The sequence below is a fragment of the Nocardia mikamii NBRC 108933 genome (assembly GCF_001613505.1).
GTDB classification, from domain to species: domain Bacteria; phylum Actinomycetota; class Actinomycetes; order Mycobacteriales; family Mycobacteriaceae; genus Nocardia; species Nocardia mikamii.
Genome location: NZ_BDCM01000003.1, coordinates 429,864 through 448,707 on the forward strand (window position 1 = coordinate 429,864; position 18,844 = coordinate 448,707).

Annotated in this window: 21 protein-coding genes; 11 read left to right on the forward strand and 10 right to left on the reverse strand. The window is 68.6% G+C overall.

Annotated features, from left to right (window positions below; all coding sequences use genetic code 11):
* Positions 1 to 9: 9 nt before the first annotated feature.
* A complete protein-coding gene (locus NMI01S_RS03515; protein WP_036497560.1) occupies positions 10 to 633 on the forward strand; it encodes a carbonic anhydrase in 624 nt (207 codons plus the stop codon).
* 148 nt (positions 634 to 781) lie between these two features.
* The gene (locus NMI01S_RS03520; protein WP_062994522.1) at positions 782 to 1,435 is read left to right on the forward strand and encodes a DUF4232 domain-containing protein; all 654 of its coding nucleotides are present in this window, start codon (positions 782 to 784) and stop codon (positions 1,433 to 1,435) included.
* Between the two features lie 32 nt (positions 1,436 to 1,467).
* On the opposite strand, the gene disA is transcribed toward NMI01S_RS03520, so the two are convergent.
* From disA to NMI01S_RS03535, 3 genes are all read right to left on the reverse strand, one after another.
* Positions 1,468 to 2,577 carry a DNA integrity scanning diadenylate cyclase DisA gene (gene disA, locus NMI01S_RS03525; RefSeq protein ID WP_062994772.1) on the reverse strand — a complete coding sequence of 370 codons (1,110 nt, stop codon included), beginning with the start codon at positions 2,575 to 2,577 and terminating at the stop codon, positions 1,468 to 1,470.
* Between the two features lie 101 nt (positions 2,578 to 2,678).
* Positions 2,679 to 4,082, reverse strand: a complete 1,404-nt coding sequence (gene radA, locus NMI01S_RS03530) for a DNA repair protein RadA (RefSeq protein WP_062994523.1) — start codon at positions 4,080 to 4,082, stop codon at positions 2,679 to 2,681.
* A gap of 67 nt (positions 4,083 to 4,149) precedes the next feature.
* A complete protein-coding gene (locus tag NMI01S_RS03535; protein WP_062994524.1) occupies positions 4,150 to 4,875 on the reverse strand; it encodes a copper chaperone PCu(A)C domain-containing protein in 726 nt (241 codons plus the stop codon).
* Positions 4,876 to 5,147: 272 nt separating this feature from the next.
* Between NMI01S_RS03535 and carD the strand changes: the two genes are divergently transcribed.
* The 6 genes from carD to NMI01S_RS03565 all read left to right on the forward strand — a co-directional run bounded on the left by carD (position 5,148) and on the right by NMI01S_RS03565 (position 9,901).
* On the forward strand, positions 5,148 to 5,636 hold the full coding sequence (gene carD / locus NMI01S_RS03540) for an RNA polymerase-binding transcription factor CarD (RefSeq protein ID WP_019931623.1): 489 nt from the start codon (positions 5,148 to 5,150) through the stop codon (positions 5,634 to 5,636).
* Positions 5,637 to 5,706: 70 nt separating this feature from the next.
* On the forward strand, positions 5,707 to 6,378 hold the full coding sequence (ispD, locus tag NMI01S_RS03545; protein ID WP_062994525.1) for a 2-C-methyl-D-erythritol 4-phosphate cytidylyltransferase: 672 nt from the start codon (positions 5,707 to 5,709) through the stop codon (positions 6,376 to 6,378).
* 14 nt (positions 6,379 to 6,392) lie between these two features.
* Complete coding sequence (gene ispF / locus NMI01S_RS03550) at positions 6,393 to 6,875, forward strand: 2-C-methyl-D-erythritol 2,4-cyclodiphosphate synthase (RefSeq protein WP_036497513.1); 483 nt, start codon at positions 6,393 to 6,395, stop codon at positions 6,873 to 6,875.
* 238 nt (positions 6,876 to 7,113) lie between these two features.
* On the forward strand, positions 7,114 to 8,499 hold the full coding sequence (gene cysS / locus NMI01S_RS03555; RefSeq protein WP_062994526.1) for a cysteine--tRNA ligase: 1,386 nt from the start codon (positions 7,114 to 7,116) through the stop codon (positions 8,497 to 8,499).
* A gap of 61 nt (positions 8,500 to 8,560) precedes the next feature.
* Positions 8,561 to 9,529 (forward strand): 23S rRNA (guanosine(2251)-2'-O)-methyltransferase RlmB, encoded by a 969-nt coding sequence (gene rlmB / locus NMI01S_RS03560; protein ID WP_062994527.1) that lies wholly within the window; start codon positions 8,561 to 8,563, stop codon positions 9,527 to 9,529.
* A 75-nt stretch (positions 9,530 to 9,604) separates the two neighbouring features.
* Entirely contained in the window at positions 9,605 to 9,901 is a 297-nt protein-coding gene (locus NMI01S_RS03565) for a hypothetical protein (protein ID WP_036497501.1), read from the forward strand.
* Between the two features lie 8 nt (positions 9,902 to 9,909).
* On the opposite strand, the gene NMI01S_RS03570 is transcribed toward NMI01S_RS03565, so the two are convergent.
* From NMI01S_RS03570 to NMI01S_RS03580, 3 genes are all read right to left on the reverse strand, one after another.
* Positions 9,910 to 10,740 carry an enoyl-CoA hydratase/isomerase family protein gene (locus NMI01S_RS03570; protein ID WP_062994528.1) on the reverse strand — a complete coding sequence of 277 codons (831 nt, stop codon included), beginning with the start codon at positions 10,738 to 10,740 and terminating at the stop codon, positions 9,910 to 9,912.
* 171 nt (positions 10,741 to 10,911) lie between these two features.
* Positions 10,912 to 12,084, reverse strand: coding sequence for an acyl-CoA dehydrogenase family protein (locus tag NMI01S_RS03575; protein WP_062994529.1), 1,173 nt, complete (start codon positions 12,082 to 12,084; stop codon positions 10,912 to 10,914).
* A gap of 135 nt (positions 12,085 to 12,219) precedes the next feature.
* The gene (locus NMI01S_RS03580; protein WP_062994773.1) at positions 12,220 to 12,963 is read right to left on the reverse strand and encodes an alpha/beta fold hydrolase; all 744 of its coding nucleotides are present in this window, start codon (positions 12,961 to 12,963) and stop codon (positions 12,220 to 12,222) included.
* Positions 12,964 to 13,007: 44 nt separating this feature from the next.
* Between NMI01S_RS03580 and mhuD the strand changes: the two genes are divergently transcribed.
* Positions 13,008 to 13,322 carry a mycobilin-forming heme oxygenase MhuD gene (gene mhuD / locus NMI01S_RS03585; RefSeq protein ID WP_062994530.1) on the forward strand — a complete coding sequence of 105 codons (315 nt, stop codon included), beginning with the start codon at positions 13,008 to 13,010 and terminating at the stop codon, positions 13,320 to 13,322.
* A 115-nt stretch (positions 13,323 to 13,437) separates the two neighbouring features.
* Here mhuD and NMI01S_RS03590 read toward each other — a convergent pair whose 3' ends face one another.
* The 3 genes from NMI01S_RS03590 to NMI01S_RS03600 all read right to left on the reverse strand — a co-directional run bounded on the left by NMI01S_RS03590 (position 13,438) and on the right by NMI01S_RS03600 (position 15,818).
* Entirely contained in the window at positions 13,438 to 13,881 is a 444-nt protein-coding gene (locus tag NMI01S_RS03590) for an OsmC family peroxiredoxin (RefSeq protein ID WP_039775731.1), read from the reverse strand.
* Positions 13,882 to 13,980: 99 nt separating this feature from the next.
* Positions 13,981 to 14,829: an ABC transporter permease subunit gene (locus NMI01S_RS03595; protein ID WP_062994531.1), complete on the reverse strand. Its 849-nt coding sequence runs from the start codon at positions 14,827 to 14,829 to the stop codon at positions 13,981 to 13,983.
* A complete protein-coding gene (locus NMI01S_RS03600) occupies positions 14,826 to 15,818 on the reverse strand; it encodes an ABC transporter ATP-binding protein (RefSeq protein ID WP_084512242.1) in 993 nt (330 codons plus the stop codon). The genes NMI01S_RS03595 and NMI01S_RS03600 overlap by 4 nt, the downstream gene beginning before the upstream one ends.
* Positions 15,819 to 15,944: 126 nt before the next feature.
* On the opposite strand from NMI01S_RS03600, the gene NMI01S_RS03605 reads away from it, so the two are divergent.
* Both NMI01S_RS03605 and NMI01S_RS03610 read left to right on the forward strand, forming a co-directional pair.
* Complete coding sequence (locus NMI01S_RS03605) at positions 15,945 to 17,180, forward strand: sensor histidine kinase (RefSeq protein ID WP_245716685.1); 1,236 nt, start codon at positions 15,945 to 15,947, stop codon at positions 17,178 to 17,180.
* A gap of 34 nt (positions 17,181 to 17,214) precedes the next feature.
* Entirely contained in the window at positions 17,215 to 17,880 is a 666-nt protein-coding gene (locus NMI01S_RS03610) for a response regulator transcription factor (RefSeq protein WP_245716686.1), read from the forward strand.
* 19 nt (positions 17,881 to 17,899) lie between these two features.
* On the opposite strand, the gene NMI01S_RS03615 is transcribed toward NMI01S_RS03610, so the two are convergent.
* The gene (locus tag NMI01S_RS03615) at positions 17,900 to 18,808 is read right to left on the reverse strand and encodes an LLM class flavin-dependent oxidoreductase (protein ID WP_063920639.1); all 909 of its coding nucleotides are present in this window, start codon (positions 18,806 to 18,808) and stop codon (positions 17,900 to 17,902) included.
* Positions 18,809 to 18,844: the final 36 nt, after the last annotated feature.

Genomic DNA, 18,844 nt, shown 5'->3' on the forward strand with positions numbered 1-18,844 from the left:
ATGGGACGCATGCCTCATACCAACCCGATCAGTGCCTGGAAGTCTCTCCGCGAGGGTAACGACAGGTTCGTCAACGGCACACTGCAGCACCCCAGCCAGGGCGCCGCCGACCGCGCCAAACTCGTCGGCGGACAGCAGCCCCGCGCCATCCTGTTCGGGTGCGGCGACTCCCGGGTCGCCGCCGAGATCATCTTCGACCAGGGCCTCGGCGATATGTTCGTGGTTCGCACCGCCGGCCATGTCGTCGACGAGTCGGTGCTGGGTTCGATCGAATACGGCGTCGAGATCCTCAACGTGCCGCTGATCGTCGTCCTCGGGCACGACAGTTGCGGCGCGGTCCGCGCGACCATCGACGCACTCGACGACGGCAACGTGCCCGGCGGATTCATCCGCAGCGTGGTCGAGCGCGTGACGCCGTCCATCCTCACCGGCCGCCGCGACGGACTCACCGAGGTCGATGAACTCGAGGCGCGCCACGTGCAGGAGACCGCGCGCTTGCTCACCGATCGCTCGAAGATCGTGTCCGATCGGGTCGCGAGCGGGCAATGCGCCATCGCCTGTGTGAACTACAAGCTTGCCGACGGCCGCGCGCTGCTGCACAAGGTGATCGGCGATATCGGCGAAACGGTCTGAACCACAACGGTTCTCACACGGTGATCGCCGGGTGACGGCACCGCCGCGGAAGGCGGTGCGAAAATGTACCCGGCATCACCGCCATTTCGGCGCCGACACGCCGCGTACCTGAGCGGAACGGCACGATCGTGCCCTTACCGTTGTTGCCGTGCTGGAACCGAATGGACCGCTGCCGCCGGAGATCTACTGGCGTCGCCGCCTGCTCGCCATCGGCGCGCTCGTCGTCGCGCTCGCTCTGGTCATCTGGCTGGCGTTGATGTTGCTGCGTAGCGGCGGGGACGACAAGGACCCCAAGGCCGCGGCGGCTACCTCCACCTCCGCCAAGGCCACCGGGTCGGCCACCGCCGATCCCAGCGGTTCGAAGGTTCCGGCCTCGGGCACCGTCAATTCGACGGCCAGCGGCGTCCCGGCCCCGTGTCCGGATCAGTCGCTGGCGGTGAAGGTGGCCGTGGGCCAGCCGACCTACAAGGCCGGTGATCAGCCGGTGATCACCATCGTGCTGACCAACATCTCCACCGCGGCCTGCACTCGGGATATGGGTTCGGGCCTGCAGCAGGTGTGGGTGCAATCGCTGGACGGCCAGCGGAAGCTGTGGTCGAACACCGACTGCGATCAGGGCGGTCCGGCCGACGTGCGCACGCTCAACGGTGGTCAGCAGGCGGCGTTCACTCTCACCTGGTCGGGCACCACGTCACAGCCGGGTTGTGCGGGCGATCGCGTTCCGGTGCCGGCCGGCGGATACGCGGTGGTGGCGCAGTTCGGTTCCGTGCGCAGCGCCCCGGAGACCTTCAACATCGCCTGACGCGGTCTCGAAACCGGCGGCGGCCGAACGGTTCAGACGGTGCCGGATTCCGTCGATCGGACCGCACCGGATTCCGACAGCCGGGACAGCCCCTCGCGGATCTGCCGGGCCAGATGCGCGTCGATGCCGTCGACGCCCTCGATCTCCGACGCACTCGCCGATACCAGGCCCGACAGCGAGCCGAAGGCGGCGATCACCGGTTCGGCACGGCGCAGCGGCACCCGCGGGATCTCGGCCAGCACCCGGTATCCGCGCGGGCCCACGGCGGTGTCGAGAGCTTCGAACGTCGCCGGAAACCCTAGGGGCGGTGCGAGATTGGTGAGTTCCAGCAGATCCACCTCGAGCAGCCCGTCGAGGGCGGCCAGGGTGCGGTCGACCATCGCGTCGTCGACCGGTTCGCCGCGGATGTAGTCGCGGACCAGCAGGCGGCGCAGGGCCTCGGTGTTGCCGACGAGTTCGGCCAGTTGCAGCGCCAGCTGCCGGCCGTCGACGCCGAGTTCGGCCACGTCGGAACTGATTTCGCGCGCGACGCGACGGACCAGTTCCAGGCAGTGCACCACCGCCAGCACATCGCGCACCGTCGCGCAGTCGTTCAGCTCCACCAGTGACAGCTGCCGAGTGGTCTCGTCCAGCCGGGAGCGGTAGCGCTCCAGCGTCGCCATCGCCTGATTGGCTCGCGACAGGATGGTCTCCGAGGTCTGGATCGGATGCCGATGCCCGTTGAGATACACCGTCACGATGCCGGTCGAGCGGCTCACCGACACCACCGGATAGCCGGTCTGTGCGGCGGTGCGCTCGGCCGCCTTGTGCCGGGTGCCGGATTCGGTGGTCGGCAGGCCGGGATCGGGAACCAGATGGACATTGGCGCGGCGGATGCGCGCGCCGTCGGTCGAAAGCACCACGGCGCCATCCATTTTCGACAGCTCACGCAGCCGGGTCGGCGAGAATTCGACATCGAGTTCGAATCCGCCGTCGCAGATTCGTTCCAGTTCCTCGTCGTAGCCGAGCACGATCAGCCCGCCGGTGCGGGCGCGCAGAATCCGGTCGATACCGTCGCGCAGTTCGGTGCCCGGCACCAGCCGGGCGATGGTGGTGCTCAGACCGGGATCCTCGCCGGCCTCAACCGCCTCCGCCGCGGCCATCGCCTCCGCCGGAGCCGCCGCGAGCGGCACATCCGCTGGGGTCGTGAACCTGCCGCGCGGCGCGGGACGGCCGAGCAGGTGGGTCACCCAACGGCCCGGGATCATTCCACAGCCTCCACACGCTCGCGTCGTCGCTTCGACAAACCACTCGAGGCGAGTGCCGCACGAACACTCGCGACCTCGTGCACCTTCATTCCGATGCCGGACAGGTCGGTCCCCGGCGGTACCAACGCCTCCGTGAAACCTAGCCGCTCGGCCTCGCGCAACCTGCGCCCGACCCCCGTGACACGCCGGACCTCCCCGGCGAGGCCGACCTCGCCCAGCACCACCATGCCCGCGCGCAGTGGGATATCGCGTTCGGCGCCGGTGATCGCGACCGCGACGGCCAGATCGGCGGCGGGTTCGGTCAATCGCATCCCGCCGACCGTGGCGGCATATACGTCGTGCTTGCCCAGATACACACCGCAGCGGCTCTGCAGCACCGCGAGCACCATCGACACCCGGTTGTAGTCCAGACCGCTGACCGCCCGCCGGGGCGCGGGCACCTGGGTGGATACGGTCAACCCCTGCACCTCGCCGAGCAGCGGCCGCTTACCGTCCATCGCGACGGTGATCGCGGTCCCGGGAACCTGATCCGCGCGGTGATGCAGAAACAGTCCGGACGGATCGCTCACTCCGACGATGCCGTCGTCGTGCAGTTCGAAACAGCCCACCTCGTCGGCACTGCCGAAGCGGTTCTTGATGCCGCGCACCATGCGCAGGGTGGAGTGTTTGTCGCCCTCGAACTGCAACACCACGTCCACCAGGTGTTCGAGGGTGCGCGGCCCGGCGACATTGCCGTCCTTGGTGACGTGGCCGACCAGCAGCACCGCGATCCCGCTCACCTTGGCCAGGGAGGTCAGGGCCGCGGTCACCGCACGCACCTGGGTGACGCCGCCGATCACCCCGTCCGCGTCGGCGGCCAGCATGGTCTGCACCGAATCGACCACCAGCAGTGTCGGCCGGACCTGATCGACATGGCCGAGAATCGTGGCGAGATCGGATTCGGCTGCGAGATAGACTCTTTCGTGCACGGCCCCGGTCCGGTCGGCGCGCAGCCGGACCTGCCCGGCGGACTCCTCGGCGGTGACGTAGAGCGCACGCTCGTCGCGTTGCCGGGCCCAGCGGTGGGCGACCTCGAGCAACAGCGTCGACTTGCCCACGCCCGGTTCACCCGAGAGCAGCACCACCGATCCCGGCACCACCCCGCCGCCGAGGACGCGGTCCAGTTCCGCGACCCCGGTGGGCCGGGCACGGGTGACCTTCGAATCGATGGTCGAGATGGGCGCCGCGGCCGTCGAGGGCAGCAGCGCCCGGCGCCCGGCGGCATGCGTACCCGCACCGGCGCCGGCCGTCACCACCTCGTCGACGGTCCCCCATTCGTTGCACCCCGGGCAGCGCCCCACCCATTTGGCAACCTCGTTCCCGCATGCCGAGCAGCGGTACAGCGACTTCACCTTGGCCACGTGCGCAGCCTAGATAGAGGGGCCGACATGGGCCGGTATGCCGTGGCGGTGTGCGCGCAGGCGTGGCTCAGTGGCCGCCGTGCTCGGCGACCGTCGCGCCCTCGTGCCGCGGGGTGTCCGGGCCGGCGTCGACGGGCACCTGCACCTGCACGGTGCCGGCGTTCTTGAAGTTGAAGGTCACGCCGTAGGTCAGGCCGGGCACGATGTCCTTGGACAGCCCGGTGATCTCGACCAGGATCGGATGCGCGTTCGGGTCGGCCGGCTGATCGGGCGTTCCGGCCCCCTCCTGGCGCGGCGAGGCGCTGTGCTCCGGCGTGGGGGTCGCGGCCGAGCTGGTGGGCTGCGCGGGGGCGGAGGTCGGCGTCGAGTTCTCGCCCGCCTGCGCGGCCTTGCCCGCTTCCGGACCCGTGGCGACGACCGTCTGCCCCGGGACCAGCTCCGGCGTGGCCGGGGTGATCTTCACCTGGCCGAGGTCGGTGGTGATGCTGACCAGCTGGTCGGTCTTGGAGGAACCCTCGTTGATCGCACTGAACGCGACGACGGACTTGCCGCCCTTGGCGTTGGTGTACTCCTCCGACTGCGGCAGCAGGATGCGCACGTCACGCAGCGCCACATTGCCGACGGTGGCCGCGTTGCCGTTGACGGCGGGCACCTGGCCCGCGGTCTGCGAGATCTGGCCGGCACCGCATCCGGACAACGCCAGCGCCGCACCGGTGGCCAGCGCGGCAACAGCGATTGCGCGCCGCGACACCTTGGTCACATTCGACGCTGTGGTGGCTTTCAGGGCAGTCACGGGTTGTCCTCCATGTCGACCGGCTCACTCCACGATGGAGAGTAGTAGTAGGCAGCGTAGTAGTTCACAGGGTGGTCGGTGTGGACCGGTCCGGTGTAATGTTCCGCGGCGACCCGCGAGCCGCGTATCCCGTTCTGCCGCAACAAGATGCATACGCATCGCGATCTGTCAAGCCCCGAGGTCGGCCTGTTGTGGCCCCTGACCTGCGCCGTTGATCGCGGCGTTATCGAGTCGCATGTTAAACTGTGAACATCGAAAGGGGCACGGGACACATGATTTTTAAGGTCGGAGACACCGTCGTTTACCCCCACCACGGAGCGGCGCTGATCGAAGCAATCGAGACTCGCACCATCAAGGGTGTTCAGAAAGAGTATCTGGTCCTGAAGGTCGCCCAAGGCGATCTCACCGTTCGGGTTCCCGCAGAGAACGCGGAGTACGTCGGCGTCCGCGACGTCGTCGGCCAGGAAGGTCTCGACCGAGTCTTCCAGGTGCTACGCGCTCCACACACGGAGGAGCCGACGAACTGGTCTCGGCGGTACAAGGCCAACCTCGAGAAGCTCGCCTCCGGCGATGTGAACAAGGTGGCCGAGGTCGTCCGCGACCTGTGGCGTCGGGAGCAGGACCGCGGCCTGTCCGCCGGCGAGAAGCGGATGCTGGCCAAGGCCCGGCAGATCCTGGTCGGTGAGCTCGCGCTCGCCGAGGGCACCGACGATGTCAAGGCCGAGACCCTGCTCGACGAGGTTCTCGCCGCGGCTTCCTGACCGCATCGCCTTGACGCTCAACTCCCGCCGCGTTGTGGCATTGGTTCCTGCCGCCGGTCGGGGCGTTCGCTTGGGTGAATCGACACCCAAGGCATTCGTCCCGGTCGGCGGCAGTCCCATGCTCGTACACGCAGTAGACGGTCTGATCGCGTCCGGGGTCGTCGACCGCATCGTGATCATGGCGCCCATCGAGATGATCGATGCGGCCCGGGAACTGCTCGCCGCCCGTGCCCACGCGGCCAGCTCGATATCGGTCGACGTGGTGGCCGGCGGCGTGGAACGCACCGACTCGGTCCGTGCCGGCCTGGCCGCCGCACCGGAAGCCACCCATGTCCTCGTGCACGACGCGGCCCGCGCCCTGACGCCGCCGTCGCTGATCGCGCGCGTCGTGGACGCGCTGGACGCCGGTCATCGCGCCGTCGTTCCCGGTATCCCGGTGGCCGACACCATCAAGGCCGTCGATACGGCCGGCGACGTCACCGGTACGCCCGACCGTTCGGGGCTGCGGGCCATTCAAACTCCCCAGGGCTTCGACGCCGCGTTGCTGCGCGAGGCCTATGCGGTCGACCTGCCCGCCACCGACGATGCGGGCCTCGTGGAGGCGCTCGGCGCGACCGTCTCGGTGGTTCCGGGCGACCCCCTGGCCTTCAAGATCACCGGTCCACTCGATCTGAAGCTCGCGAACGCGCTGGTAGCCGATGCCACGCTCCCCACGACGACCGGAGCGGCGGTGACCGGATGACCGATCTCACCGCGCTGCGCACCGGCATCGGCAGCGATGTACATCCCATCGAACCCGGCCGGCCCTGCTGGATGGCCGGACTGCTGTTCGAGGGCGACGACGGCTGCTCCGGACATTCCGACGGCGATGTGGCCGCCCACGCTCTGTGCGATGCGCTGCTGTCGGCCGCCTGCCTGGGCGACGTCGGCGCGGTCTTCGGCACCGGACGGCCCGAATGGGAAGGCGTATCCGGCGCCGCGATGCTGACCGAGGTACGGCGGTTGCTCGGCGAATCCGGATATCGGATCCTCAACGCGGCGGTACAGATCATCGGTAATCGCCCCAAGATCGGGCCGCGACGCGCCGAAGCGCAAAAAATACTCGGCGAATTGCTCGACGCACCGGTTTCGGTATCCGGTACGACTTCCGACGGTCTGGGACTCACCGGACGCGGTGAGGGCATCGCGGCGGTAGCGACCGCATTACTCGTGCACGACGGGCGATGTAGTACCGCATAACCGCAGTCGGCGATCCACCGCGGATTTCCTGCTCGCGCGGATCGACCGCAGCGAACTCGGCGTCGTCCGCCGTATTCGCGCTCGTGCCCGGCGGCCGCATCGCCGCCCCGAAACTCGCTCCGGAAACATGCCCCGGCGAATCCTTTCCGGACCCGCGGCGTCATCGCATTCGATGGACCGTGGACCATAGGAGGGGCCCACCCATACCGTTGTTCAACAAGCCTTAGGATGGCTGGTCGTGACTCTGCGCCTGTTCGACACCGCGACGCGGACCCTGCGGGATTTCACCCCGCTGGTCCCTGGACGTGCGTCGGTGTACCTGTGTGGCGCCACCGTGCAGGGCGAACCTCATATCGGGCACGTCCGCAGCGGCGTCGCCTTCGACGTGCTGCGCCGCTGGCTCACCGCGAACGGCTACGACGTGGCCTTCGTGCGAAATGTCACCGATATCGAAGACAAGATCCTCGCAAAGGCCGCCGCCGCGGGCCGTCCGTGGTGGGAATGGGCCGCGACCCACGAGCGTGCCTTCGACCGCGCCTACGAGGCGCTCGGGGTGCTGCCGCCGTCGGTGGAACCGCGGGCCACCGGGCACATCACCCAGATGGTCGAGATGATGCAGCGGCTCATCGACCGCGGGCACGCCTACGCGTCGAGCGGCAACGTGTATTTCGATGTGCGCAGTTACCCGGAATACGGTGCGCTCTCCGGGCACAAACTCGAGGATGTGCAGCAGGGCGAGAGCGCCGGCGAGGGCAAACGCGATCCGCGCGATTTCACGCTGTGGAAGGCCGCCAAACCAGGCGAGCCGACCTGGCCGTCGCCGTGGGGGCCCGGGCGCCCGGGCTGGCATCTGGAATGCTCGGCGATGGCCGAGTTCTACCTCGGCCCCGAATTCGATATCCACTGCGGTGGTATGGATCTGGTTTTCCCGCACCACGAGAACGAAATCGCCCAATCCCGTGCCGCCGGAGACGGATTCGCACAGTATTGGCTGCACAACGGGTGGGTGACGCTCGGCGGCGAGAAGATGTCGAAATCGCTCGGCAACACGCTCTCGGTGCCGAATATTCTCACCCAGGTGCGGCCCGTGGAATTGCGGTTCTATTTGGGCAGTGCGCATTACGCGTCGATGCTCGAATATTCCGAGCAGGCGCTGCGCGACGCCGCGCAGACCTATCAGCGACTCGAGGCATTCGTGCAGCGCACCGTCGAGCGGGTGGGTGAGGTCGCGGTCGGGAAATGGACCGATGCCTTCGCCGAGGCGCTGGACGACAATCTCGCGATCCCGAAGGCACTGGCCGAAATTCATCGCGTGGTGCACGAGGGCAATCGGGCGCTGGAAGCGGGCGCGGGCGAATCGGCGCGCGAGGCCGCCGGGCAGGTGCGGGCGATGCTCGGGATCCTGGGCGTCGATCCGCTGGATCCGCACTGGGCCGGCCCGAAGGACACCTCGGCGGCCGAATCCGCACTCGACGTCCTGGTGCGGGCCGAACTCGAGCGCCGCCAGCAGGCCCGCAGCGAAAAGGATTGGGCCACCGCCGACGCGGTGCGCGATCGGCTCGGCGCGGCCGGAATCGAAGTCGTCGACACTGCCGGCGGCTCGGATTGGTCGCTGGCCAAATGATTCAACCGGCGAAGCCTGCTGATCGGGTGCGGGTGTCGCGACCGACACGAAAGGCATACTGATGGCAGGAAATTCGCAGCGACGAGGTGCGATCCGCAAGGGCGGCACCAAAAAGGGCGCCGTCGTCGGCAGCGGCGGTAAGCGCCGCCGCGGGCTCGAGGGCCGCGGCGCCACTCCGCCCGCCACCATGCGCAAGAACCACCCCGCCGCGAAACGCGCTGCGGTGGCGGCGAAAGCGGCCAACGCGACGCAGGGGCAGAACCGCGGCCGACCCGGCACCCGCAAGGGCGACGACGGGCCGGAGTTGGTGCTGGGCCGCAACCCCGTGGTGGAGTGTCTGCGCGCGGAGGTTCCGGCCACCGCGCTGTACGTCGCGCTGGGCACCGAGAACGACGACCGGCTGACCGAATCCGTGCAGCGCGCCGCCGACGCCGGAATCTCCATCCTGGAGGTGTCGCGCATCGACCTGGATCGGATGAGCGCCAACGGTTTACATCAGGGGATGGCACTGCAGGTGCCTCCGTACCGTTACGCCCATCCGGAGGATCTGCTGGACAGTGCGCGCGCGTCCGGGACCGCGCCGCTGCTGGTGGCGCTGGACAACATCTCCGACCCTCGCAACCTGGGCGCGGTGATCCGTTCCGTCGCCGCGTTCGGTGGCCACGGCGTGGTGATTCCGCAGCGCCGCAGCGCGAGTGTCACGGCGGTCGCCTGGCGCACCAGCGCCGGCGCCGCGGCCCGGCTGCCGGTGGCCCGCGCGACCAATCTGACTCGCACACTGAAGGATTGGGCCAAGGCCGGTCTGCAGGTGGTCGGACTCGACGCCGGCGGCGACACCGTCCTCGACGACTTCGACGGCACCACGCCGACCGTCGTGGTCGTCGGCTCGGAGGGCAAGGGCCTGTCACGCCTGGTCCGCGAAACCTGCGACACCATCATCAGCATCCCGATGGCCGGCCCGGTGGAGTCGCTCAACGCCTCGGTGGCGGCGGGCGTCGTGCTCTCCGACATCGCCCGCCAGCGCCGCTGAGCTGGGCCGGAAACTCCCAAGATGCCCGTCTACCAAGCTTTTCGGGTCGGCACGCCGTAAACTCGCACGGTGGCCATGAATCAACCCGACTACTGGGGATCGCTGCCTGAGCCGCCGACCGGCAACCCGGTCGAACACCCCCATGCGACGACGGTGCTGATCCTCGGTGTGCTGAGCCTATTGTGTTGCGGCGCACTGGGTCCGGTGGCGTGGGTGATGGGCAAGCGGGCGCTCGACCAGATCGAGATGTCCGGCGGCACCATCGGCGGCCGCTCGCAGGTGGTGGTCGGCTATGTGGTCGGCATCGTCGGCACCGTACTGATGGTGTTGTACGCGTGCGTCTTTCTGATGATGCTCATCGGCGGGCGCTGACCGGTCCGCTAGGCCGGTTCCTCGGCGGTGCCGTCGAGCCCCGGACGTTCGCCCGGCGACGACAACTCGCCCGCGGGCCATTCGGCGCTGATACTGCCCTTCCACTGCGGCTGGCGGCGGTCGCGAAACGCCGCCATCCCCTCGGCCGCGTCCACACTCTTGCCGACGAAGCCGTGCAGTTCGGATTCCAGCCGGCCGACCGCCTCGGGGCTCATCCCGAGACCCTCCCAGAGCAGCCGCTTGGTCAGTGCCGTCGGCAGCGGCGCCGAACCGGCCGCCAGGTCGTGGGCCACGGCCAAGGCGGTCGGCAACACCTCACCGGCCGGCAGACTGCTGTTGGCCACGCCCATCTGGCGCGCTTCCTCACCGTCGAACGTGCGGCCGGTCAGCATGATGTCGGCCGCATTGGCCATCCCCGCCAGACGCGGGAGTGTCCAGTGCGCGTAGCCGTCGGCCATCGCGCCGCGGCGCACCTGGTTCAGGCCGTATACGGCATCGGTCGCCATGTATCGCAGATCGCACTGCAGTGCCAGCGACAGCCCGATCCCCACGGCATGCCCGTTCACGGCCGCGATCACCGGCTTGCGGATCTGCCACGGCGGCGGATCGATCGTGCCGCGCACGTCGCCGACCCGGGCGGACAGATCGGCGCCCGCGCAGAACGCGGGCGGCGTCCCGGTGATCACCACCGCCCGAATCGCGTCCTCGGTATCGCAGCGCCGCAGCGCGGTCCCGAGCTCCGCCGCCATCGCAGGCGTCATGGCGTTCTGCTGCGCGGGACGATTGAGCGTGAGTACGGCGACACCGGCGGACACATCGACCTGCAGTTCCGAACTCATGCGACACAATCCTAGGTTTGGGTGATCTTTCCGCCCACCTTACTGGCTGTGTTATTGGCGTTATTGGCCTTCGCTTCGCTTCGGCGGGGTCTCGGCCCCCTGGGCCGAGACCCACCAGGGTGCACGGCTCGTAGACGTGCACCCTGAGGGAAGGCAGGGCGCACGGGACCTCTATCCGCGCAGGATTTGGCGGCCGATTGCGTACTTGTGGACTTCGGTGGGGCCGTCGTAGAGGCGGAAGGCGCGCATGTCGCGGAAGATCATCTCGACCACGGTTTCGTCGCTGATGCCGATTCCGCCGAGGACCTGGACGCAGCGGTCGGCGACCTTGAACAGTTCCTCGGATACATAGGATTTCGCCATCGAACTCTCGTGACGCGCCTTGTGGCCCTGGTCCATCAGCCAGCAGGCGTGCCAGATGGTCAGGCGGCACTGGTGCAGGGCGATCTCGTTGTCGGCCAGCATGAACGACACGCCCTCGTGCTCACCGATCGGCTTGCCGAAGGCGGTACGGGTCTTGGCGTGTTCGACGGCGATGCTCTGGGCGCGTTCGGCGGCGCCGAGCCAGCGCATGCAGTGGGTGAGGCGGGCGGGCGCCAGTCGCAGCTGGGCGTAGCGCAGGGCCTGGCCGCTCTCCCCCAGCAACGACTCCTTGGGCAGGACCAGATTCTCGAAGCGCACGACGCCGTGGCCGCCGACATAGTTGCGGTCCATCGTGTTCATGGTTCGCTCGACGACGATTCCCGGTGCGTCCCCCTCGGTGAGGAACAGGGTCGGGCCCGCGGGGAGGTGGTCGTTGTCCTCGAGTTTGGCCATGACGATCCAGGTCTTCGCCCCGTTGGCCCCGGTGATCAGCCATTTGCGGCCGTTGATCGTGAAGTTCTCGCCGTCGAAGGTGGCGGTGGTGGCGAGCTGGGCCGGATCCGATCCGGCGCCCCCGGGTTCGGTCATCGCGAAGACCGATCGCTGACGGCCGTCGATCACCGGCATCAGGTAGCGGTCCACCTGCTCCGGGTTCGCGACCTTGGACAGCAGGAACATATTGCCCTCGTCGGGCGCGGCGCAGTTCATCGCGACCGGTCCCAGCGTGGACCATCCGGCCGCCTCGTACAGCACGGCCTGTTCGACGTGGGTGAGCCCGCGACCGCCGAGTTCCTCGGGCGCCTGAATGGTGAGCAGCTTCTCGGCCCGCGCCACTTCGACCAATTCCTGCCGCAGATCGTCGTCGGGTCCGTGCGCGGTCAGGCGGGGGTCGCGCTCGAACGGGACGATCTTGTCGATGACGAACCGGCGGATGCGGTCACGTTCGGCGGCGAGGTCGGCGGGTATCGAGAAGTTAATCATGATTCACCTTATGGTCGGGGCCTGAGAGGAGCATACGTCGCCTGCGGACCGAGACTGAAGGCGATTGCCCGCAGCTGCTGAACCACAGCTGCGCGGGGCCGCCGTTTCGCCCGCTCCCGCCCGCACACGATCCGATCAACCCACGTTTTCGTGCAGAAACCGTTCGACTTCGGCGCGATAGACTTCGGGTTGATCGTCGTGGACGAGATGTCCGGCGGCCCCGACGACGACATGGCGTACCCCGGGCCGCGCCGCCGCCATCTCCCGCATCTGCCCCGGCGGCGTGATCGTGTATTCGCCCTCGATCAGCAGGGTCGGCACGCGCACCGCGGCCCATTCGGTCCAGAAATCGCGAGTGCCCCACTCCTCGGAGATATCGCGGAAGGTCGCGACCGACCCGTGCAACCGGTAGCCGTCCGGCGCCGGCAGGAACGAGTTGAGGAAGTAGCGCCCGGCGACCGGGCCGAAATAGTCGAGTACCGCGTCGGCATCGGGAAACGGCTGCGGCCAGGCCTCGATCATCTCCGCCCAGTGCCGGGCGGTTCGCCCCCGGAAATCGGGCGCCATATCCTCGACCACCAGCGCGCGCACCCGCTCGGGATGCGCGGCCGCGAACATCCACCCGTGCAGGCCGCCCATCGAATGCCCGATCACCACCATCGGCTCCGAGATCGCGGCGGTCGCGGCGGCCAGGTCGGCGACGAACGCCTCGGTGGTGAGCTCGGGCGGCGCCGGACGGCCGTGGCCGGCCGCGTCGAAGGAGTGGACATGGCCGAATTCGCGCAGCCACGGCACCTGGCCCGCCCAGGTCCGCGCGCTGCCCATCAATCCGTGCAGCAGCAGAATCGGCACCCCGGTGCCGCCCTCGTCGTACAACATCGGCACCGACGATACGTGCCGCGCGATGGGATTAGCCTGTGCTCATGGCTGTTGTGAAGATCAATGCGATCGAGGTTCCCGAGGGAGCCGGACCCGAACTCGAGAAGCGCTTCGCGCATCGCGCGCACGCGGTGGAGAACTCGCCCGGCTTCCTGGGCTTCCAGTTGCTCCGCCCGGTGGCCGGAGATGACCGGTATTTCGTTGTGACACAGTGGGATTCGGAGGAATCGTTCGCCGCGTGGCGCGACGGCCCGGCCAAGGAGGCGCACGCCGGACAGGCCCGCCAACCGGTCGCCACGGGCGCCTCGCTGCTGGAATTCGAGGTCGTCCTCGACGTCGCGGGCAAACCGGCCCAGTAGTCGTCACCTCGCCCGGCGGTCCGGCCCCGGCCACCGGGCGAGCGACCCCGCCGCGCCGAGGGGCGCGACGGGCCTGTCCTTCTCGCCGCGAACCCCTACCGGGTCCCGAGCCGGCTCAGCTTTCGAGTGCGGCGTCGAGTTCGATCGTCTCGACGCCGGCGAGGGCCTTGCTGACCGGGCAACCGGCCTTGGCGGTCTGGGCGGCCTGCTCGAAGCCGCTCGCGTCGATACCCGAGACCCGGCCACGCACGGTCAGCGCGATCTTCGAGATGCGGAAGCCGCCCGCGGGATCCGGGCCGAGCGTCACGTCGGCATTCACGTCCAGGCTTTCGATGGTGCCGCCGGCGGCGCCGATCTGACCGGACAGTGCCATCGCGTAGCAGGACGAATGCGCGGCCGCGATAAGTTCCTCGGGGCTGGTGGTGCCCTCGGCGGTATCGGCGGTCCGCTTCGGGAACGAGACGTCGAATTTGCCGACACCGGAACTGGCCAGGTCGACCTGTCCGGATCCGTCCTGCAAGCCACCGGTCCATGCGGTACGCGCGCTACGTGTAGGCATCGCTGTCCTTTCGTCGAGTGAGAATGAGCCGTCGCGATCGAACCTACTCGCCGAGCGTGCTCGACTCACCGTCGTCCGGCACGATTCCCGCGCGGGCGGTCACGCCATATCGCGACGCACCATCAATACCACTGTGCCGCAGGCGAATACCACGATGTATGCCGCCAGGACGAGAAACGACGCCGGTCGCGACAGGATATCCAGGACGCCCGGTGTCGCGGCGCCGCCGACACTGCGCATGGCCCCGGCCGCCGAACCCGCCGCGGTCCCCGGCAGATGGTCGGTGATCGCCCGGATCGGCGAGAAGATCGACGCGACGCCGCGTAACAGATTCTCCACCACCAGCACCCACACCAGCCCCAGCCCGACCGCCAGCGCGGGACCACGCGCGATCGCCGCGATCAGCGCGCCGGCCAGCGTCCACATACCGAGGATCACCACGCCGGTCGCGAGGCCGAGCAGGGTGTGCGCGGCCGTCGGCAGCGTCGATGTCCGGTGCTCGGCCACCCCGATCATCGCGGCCACACCGGTATCCACCACGAACGCCGCACCGACCAAGCCCACCACCACGCTCGCCAGGGCCAGCACGGTCCCGCCGACCACCGCGCGGCGCGAAGGCCCCTGTGTGAAGACGGTTTTCCAACTGCCCCAGCCGTATCCGCTGCCCACCACCAGCGCACCGAGCACCAGCATGAGCGCACCGCCGAACATCGCCATGCCCTGGGTGAACACCTCCGGCACGGCTGCGGGCAGCATCAGCTGCAACAGCACCTCGCGCGGTTGCCCGTTCGACATCCGGGAACTGCTGCCCGAGGTGTAGGCCAGATAGTTGAACAGGTAGGCGAAGACGAGATTCAGCGCGATCCAGGTACCGAGCACGATCCAGAACGCGGGCCACTTCCGCAACCTCGCGAATTCGGCTCGGGTGCAGGCCAGTACGTCGTTCATGGGTGCTCCTGTTTCGTCATCTCGAAGAACACTTCCTCCAGGGACTTCTCGTCCGTGCGCAGCTCCAGCAGATCCGCGCCGGATGCGATCACCGCGCGCGCCACCTCGGGCGCCATTGCCCTACCGGCATCGACTCTGATGCCGGCGGCGGACAGCTTCGCCCGATGTTCACCCACCACCCGGCGCACCGCCGAGTAAGCCGTCTCCAACGGTTCGGCGCGCACCAGAAGCGTTGCCGCGCCCCGTAATTCGCCCACTGTCGATTCGGTGAGCAGCGTCCCGCCCGAGATCACACCGACCCGATCGCAGATTTCCTGCACCTCACCGAGCAGATGCGAGGAGAGCACGACGGTGTGCCCGTCCGCGGCCAAACCGGTGACCAGTTCTCGCATTTCGGCCATGCCGGCCGGATCCAGGCCGTTGGTCGGCTCGTCCAGGATGAGCAGATCGGGGCTGCCGAGCAGGGCCGCGCCGACACCGAGGCGCTGCTTCATGCCGAGCGAATAGGTGCGAAACCGGTCGTCGGCCCGGTCTGCGAGACCTACCCGAGCCAGGATCTCGTCCACCTCGGCGAATCGGTCGCGACGCCGGGCACCGGCGGTGCGCTCGGTCCGGTGGTAGCGGGCCAGCACCCGCAGGTTGTCGCGGCCGGACAGGTACGGATGGAAACCCGGCCCTTCGATCAGAACGCCGATGCGCCGCAACGACTCCGGTTCGCCCGGATTCAGGCCCAGTACCGTCGCGGTACCGGAGGTCGGCGCGATCAGCCCGACGAGCATCCGCAGGGTCGTCGTCTTACCGGCGCCGTTGGGACCGAGAAATCCGTAGATCTCGCCGCGCCGCACCGTCATGGACACCGCGTCCACGGCCGTCTGGTCGCCGTACTTCTTGGTGAGCGCGTCGGTGACCACGACCTCGCCGGCGTTCGACCGAGCCTGTGTGGCCGTGCCGGGAAGCGCGCCACCCGGATCGGCATTCGATCTTTTCATATCTCGACCATCCGCTTCGACCTGCGGCCACACATCCGTCACCGTGCCCGGCTCGGCGTACGTATCTGGACGTAATTCGCGGCGCGGAGGCGCACTGGGCGGCGCGGCGGGGTTACCGTTCGAACTGTGCAGTCGAGTACGCGGCCCGGCACCCGGGATGTGATGCTGAGCGTCGTCGTGGCCGCCGTCCAACTGGGCGCCGGACATGCGGCGAATGCGCATCAGTCCGGCGTGCGGCCACTGGATGCGCTGGGATACGCGCTGCTGGTGGCCGGCCCGCTGCTGTTGGCGCTGCGCGCGATGTATCCCCGGGCGGTGTTCGTGGGCGTGCTCGCGGTCACGGCCGCCTATCTGCTGGTCGGCTACGGTTACGGACCGGTCTTCGTCTCGCTGGTCATCGCCTTCCTGACCGCGGCCTCGCGCGGCTCGCGCTGGTACACCTATCCGCTGGTGCCGCTGGGCTATCTGCTCATGGTGTGGCCGGTGCCCGCCCTGCGCGGCCACAGCCCCGGGGGCTGGCCGGTCGCCGGCATCCTCGCCTGGCTGGTGGTGCTGATCGCGATCGCCGAGGGGATCCGGCAGCGGCGTTCGACGCTGATCTCGCGGCGGCAGCGCGCCGAGGCCGCGCGGCGTAACCGGGAGGCCGAACGCGCCCGCGAACTGGCCGAGCGCGAACAGCGGGCGGCCCAGGAGCGGCTGGCCATCGCGCGCGAACTGCACGACGTCCTCGCGCACAGCCTGTCGCTGATCAACGTGCAGTCGTCGGTGGCGCTGGAACTGCTCGACCGCAAACCCGAACAGGCGGCGACCGCGCTGTCGGCGATCAAAGAGGTCAGCCGCGATGCGATCGGTGAGGTGCACAGCCTGCTGCGCTCGATCCGCGCCGGCGCGGAAACCGTTGCGGCGCCTACCGGTCCGGCGGCCGGCATCGGCGATCTGGAATCATTGCTGGCTCCGACCCGCGCCGCGGGGACGGTGGTCCACACCCGGATTTCGGGTACGCCGCGCCGGTTGCCGGTGGTGGTCGACGTGGCAGCCGCCCGCATCGTGCAGGAATCGCTGACCAATGTGCTGCGACACGCGCCGGGCGCGGAAACGACCGTGGTGGTGGATTATTCACCGAGCGCGCTGTGCATCACTGTGGACAACGAGCGACCGCCGAATTCTCCACAGTCATCCACAACCGGTGGCGGGAACGGGATTCCCGGCATGGTCGAACGGGCCCGCGCACTGGGTGGTGAGGCGTCCGCGACACCGCGCACCGACGGCGGGTTCCGAGTGGACGCTCGACTGCCGATCCCGGGGAACGTAACCGGTGAGCCCGGAACTCCTGCCCCTCCGGTCGAACCGGAAACGACATGATCGGCCCCGAATACGCTGCTGCGCAGGAGGTTTCGTGAAGGATATTCGCGTGCTGGTCGCCGACGACCAAGCATTGGTTCGTGCCGGATTCGCCGCGCTGCTGGATGCCCAGGACGGCATCGCGGTCGTCGGTGAGGCCGGCAACGGCGATCAGGCAGTGCGGATGACCCGGGAACTGCATCCGGACGTCGTGCTGATGGATATCCGCATGCCGGTCCTCGACGGCTTGGCCGCCACCCGCGAGATCGCCGCCGACCCCGGCCTCGCCGAGGTGAAGGTGGTGGTGCTGACCACCTTCGAGCTCGACGAATACGTCTTCGAGGCAATGCGTGCGGGCGCCACCGGATTTCTGGTCAAACACACCGAACCCGCGGATCTGGTGAAGGCGGTGCGCGTGGTGGCCGCCGGGGACGCACTACTCTCGCCCAGCGTCACCCGACGCCTGGTCGCCGAATTTGCCACCCACGCCAAACCCGCGCCCGCCGCGGCACTGTCGGAGCTCACCGACCGCGAGCGCGAGGTGATGGTGCTGGTCGCGGAGGGGCTCACCAACGCCGAAATCGGCCGGCGCCTCTTCATGAGCCCCGCCACCGCCCGCACCCACGTGAGTCGAATCCTGGTGAAACTCGGTGCCCGCGACCGGACGCAACTCGTGGTGATGGCCTACGAATCCGGTCTGGTACGCCCCGGCTGGCAGTAGTCCGGCCGCGGGTCCGATATCAGCGACCGAATTCCGCGGCTACCGGAATCACCTCGCGCCCGAGCACCTCCAGGGGCGTCAGCTCGTCGACGCCGGCCACCCGTCCGATCACCAGGTCGATGCCCATATCCGCCATCCGCTTCAGCTGCCCCAGCACCTGACCGACGCCGCCCCCGCCGGGCCCGAGGTCGAAGGCGAAGACACAGCTCTTACGGATCTCGCGCGGATCGCGGCCGATCTCCGCGCACAGCCGGTCCAGCAGTTCGATCTTGCTCGCCAGCTCCGGCCCTGGTCGCAGGCTCGCCACATCCGCGTACCGCGCCACCAGCGGCAGCGTGCGCCGCTCACCGTCCCCGCCGATCAGCACCGGCGGATGCGGGCGATGCCCGCCCGACAGCGGATTCCGCACCACCTGCGGAGCATTCAGCGGGCGCTCGACGTGAAAGTGCTTGCCGGGTACGGGTTCCGCGCCACCCCGCTCGCCGGTCCACATGGCACGGCAGATCCGCAGCGTCTCCTCCAGCATGTCGTAGCGGTCGCGCAACGGCGGAAAGGGCAGGCCGTAGCCCTCCACATCGCCGGTGGAGGTGCCCGTCCCGATCCCCAGCCAGGCCCGGCCGCCGGACAGCACATCCAGCGTGGTGACCAGCTTTCCGAGCATGGCCGGATGCCGATAGTGCACCCCCGACACCACCGCGGTCAGCTCCACTCGTGAGGTGTGCGCCGCGATGAACGACAGCGTCGAATACGCCTCCAGCACATTCTGTTCTACATGCCCCAGCCAAGGGCTCTGCCAGAGATGATCACCCACCGCGACGACCGAGAATCCGCTCTCCTCCGCCGTGCGGACCACCTCGGCCAGACGCGATCCGATGCGTTCCGAGGGAGTGTCCAGCGCGACGTTCGTCAGATGCAATCCGATATCCATGACTCTCACCCTCTGCCTCCCGGCAGCGCGAATCAT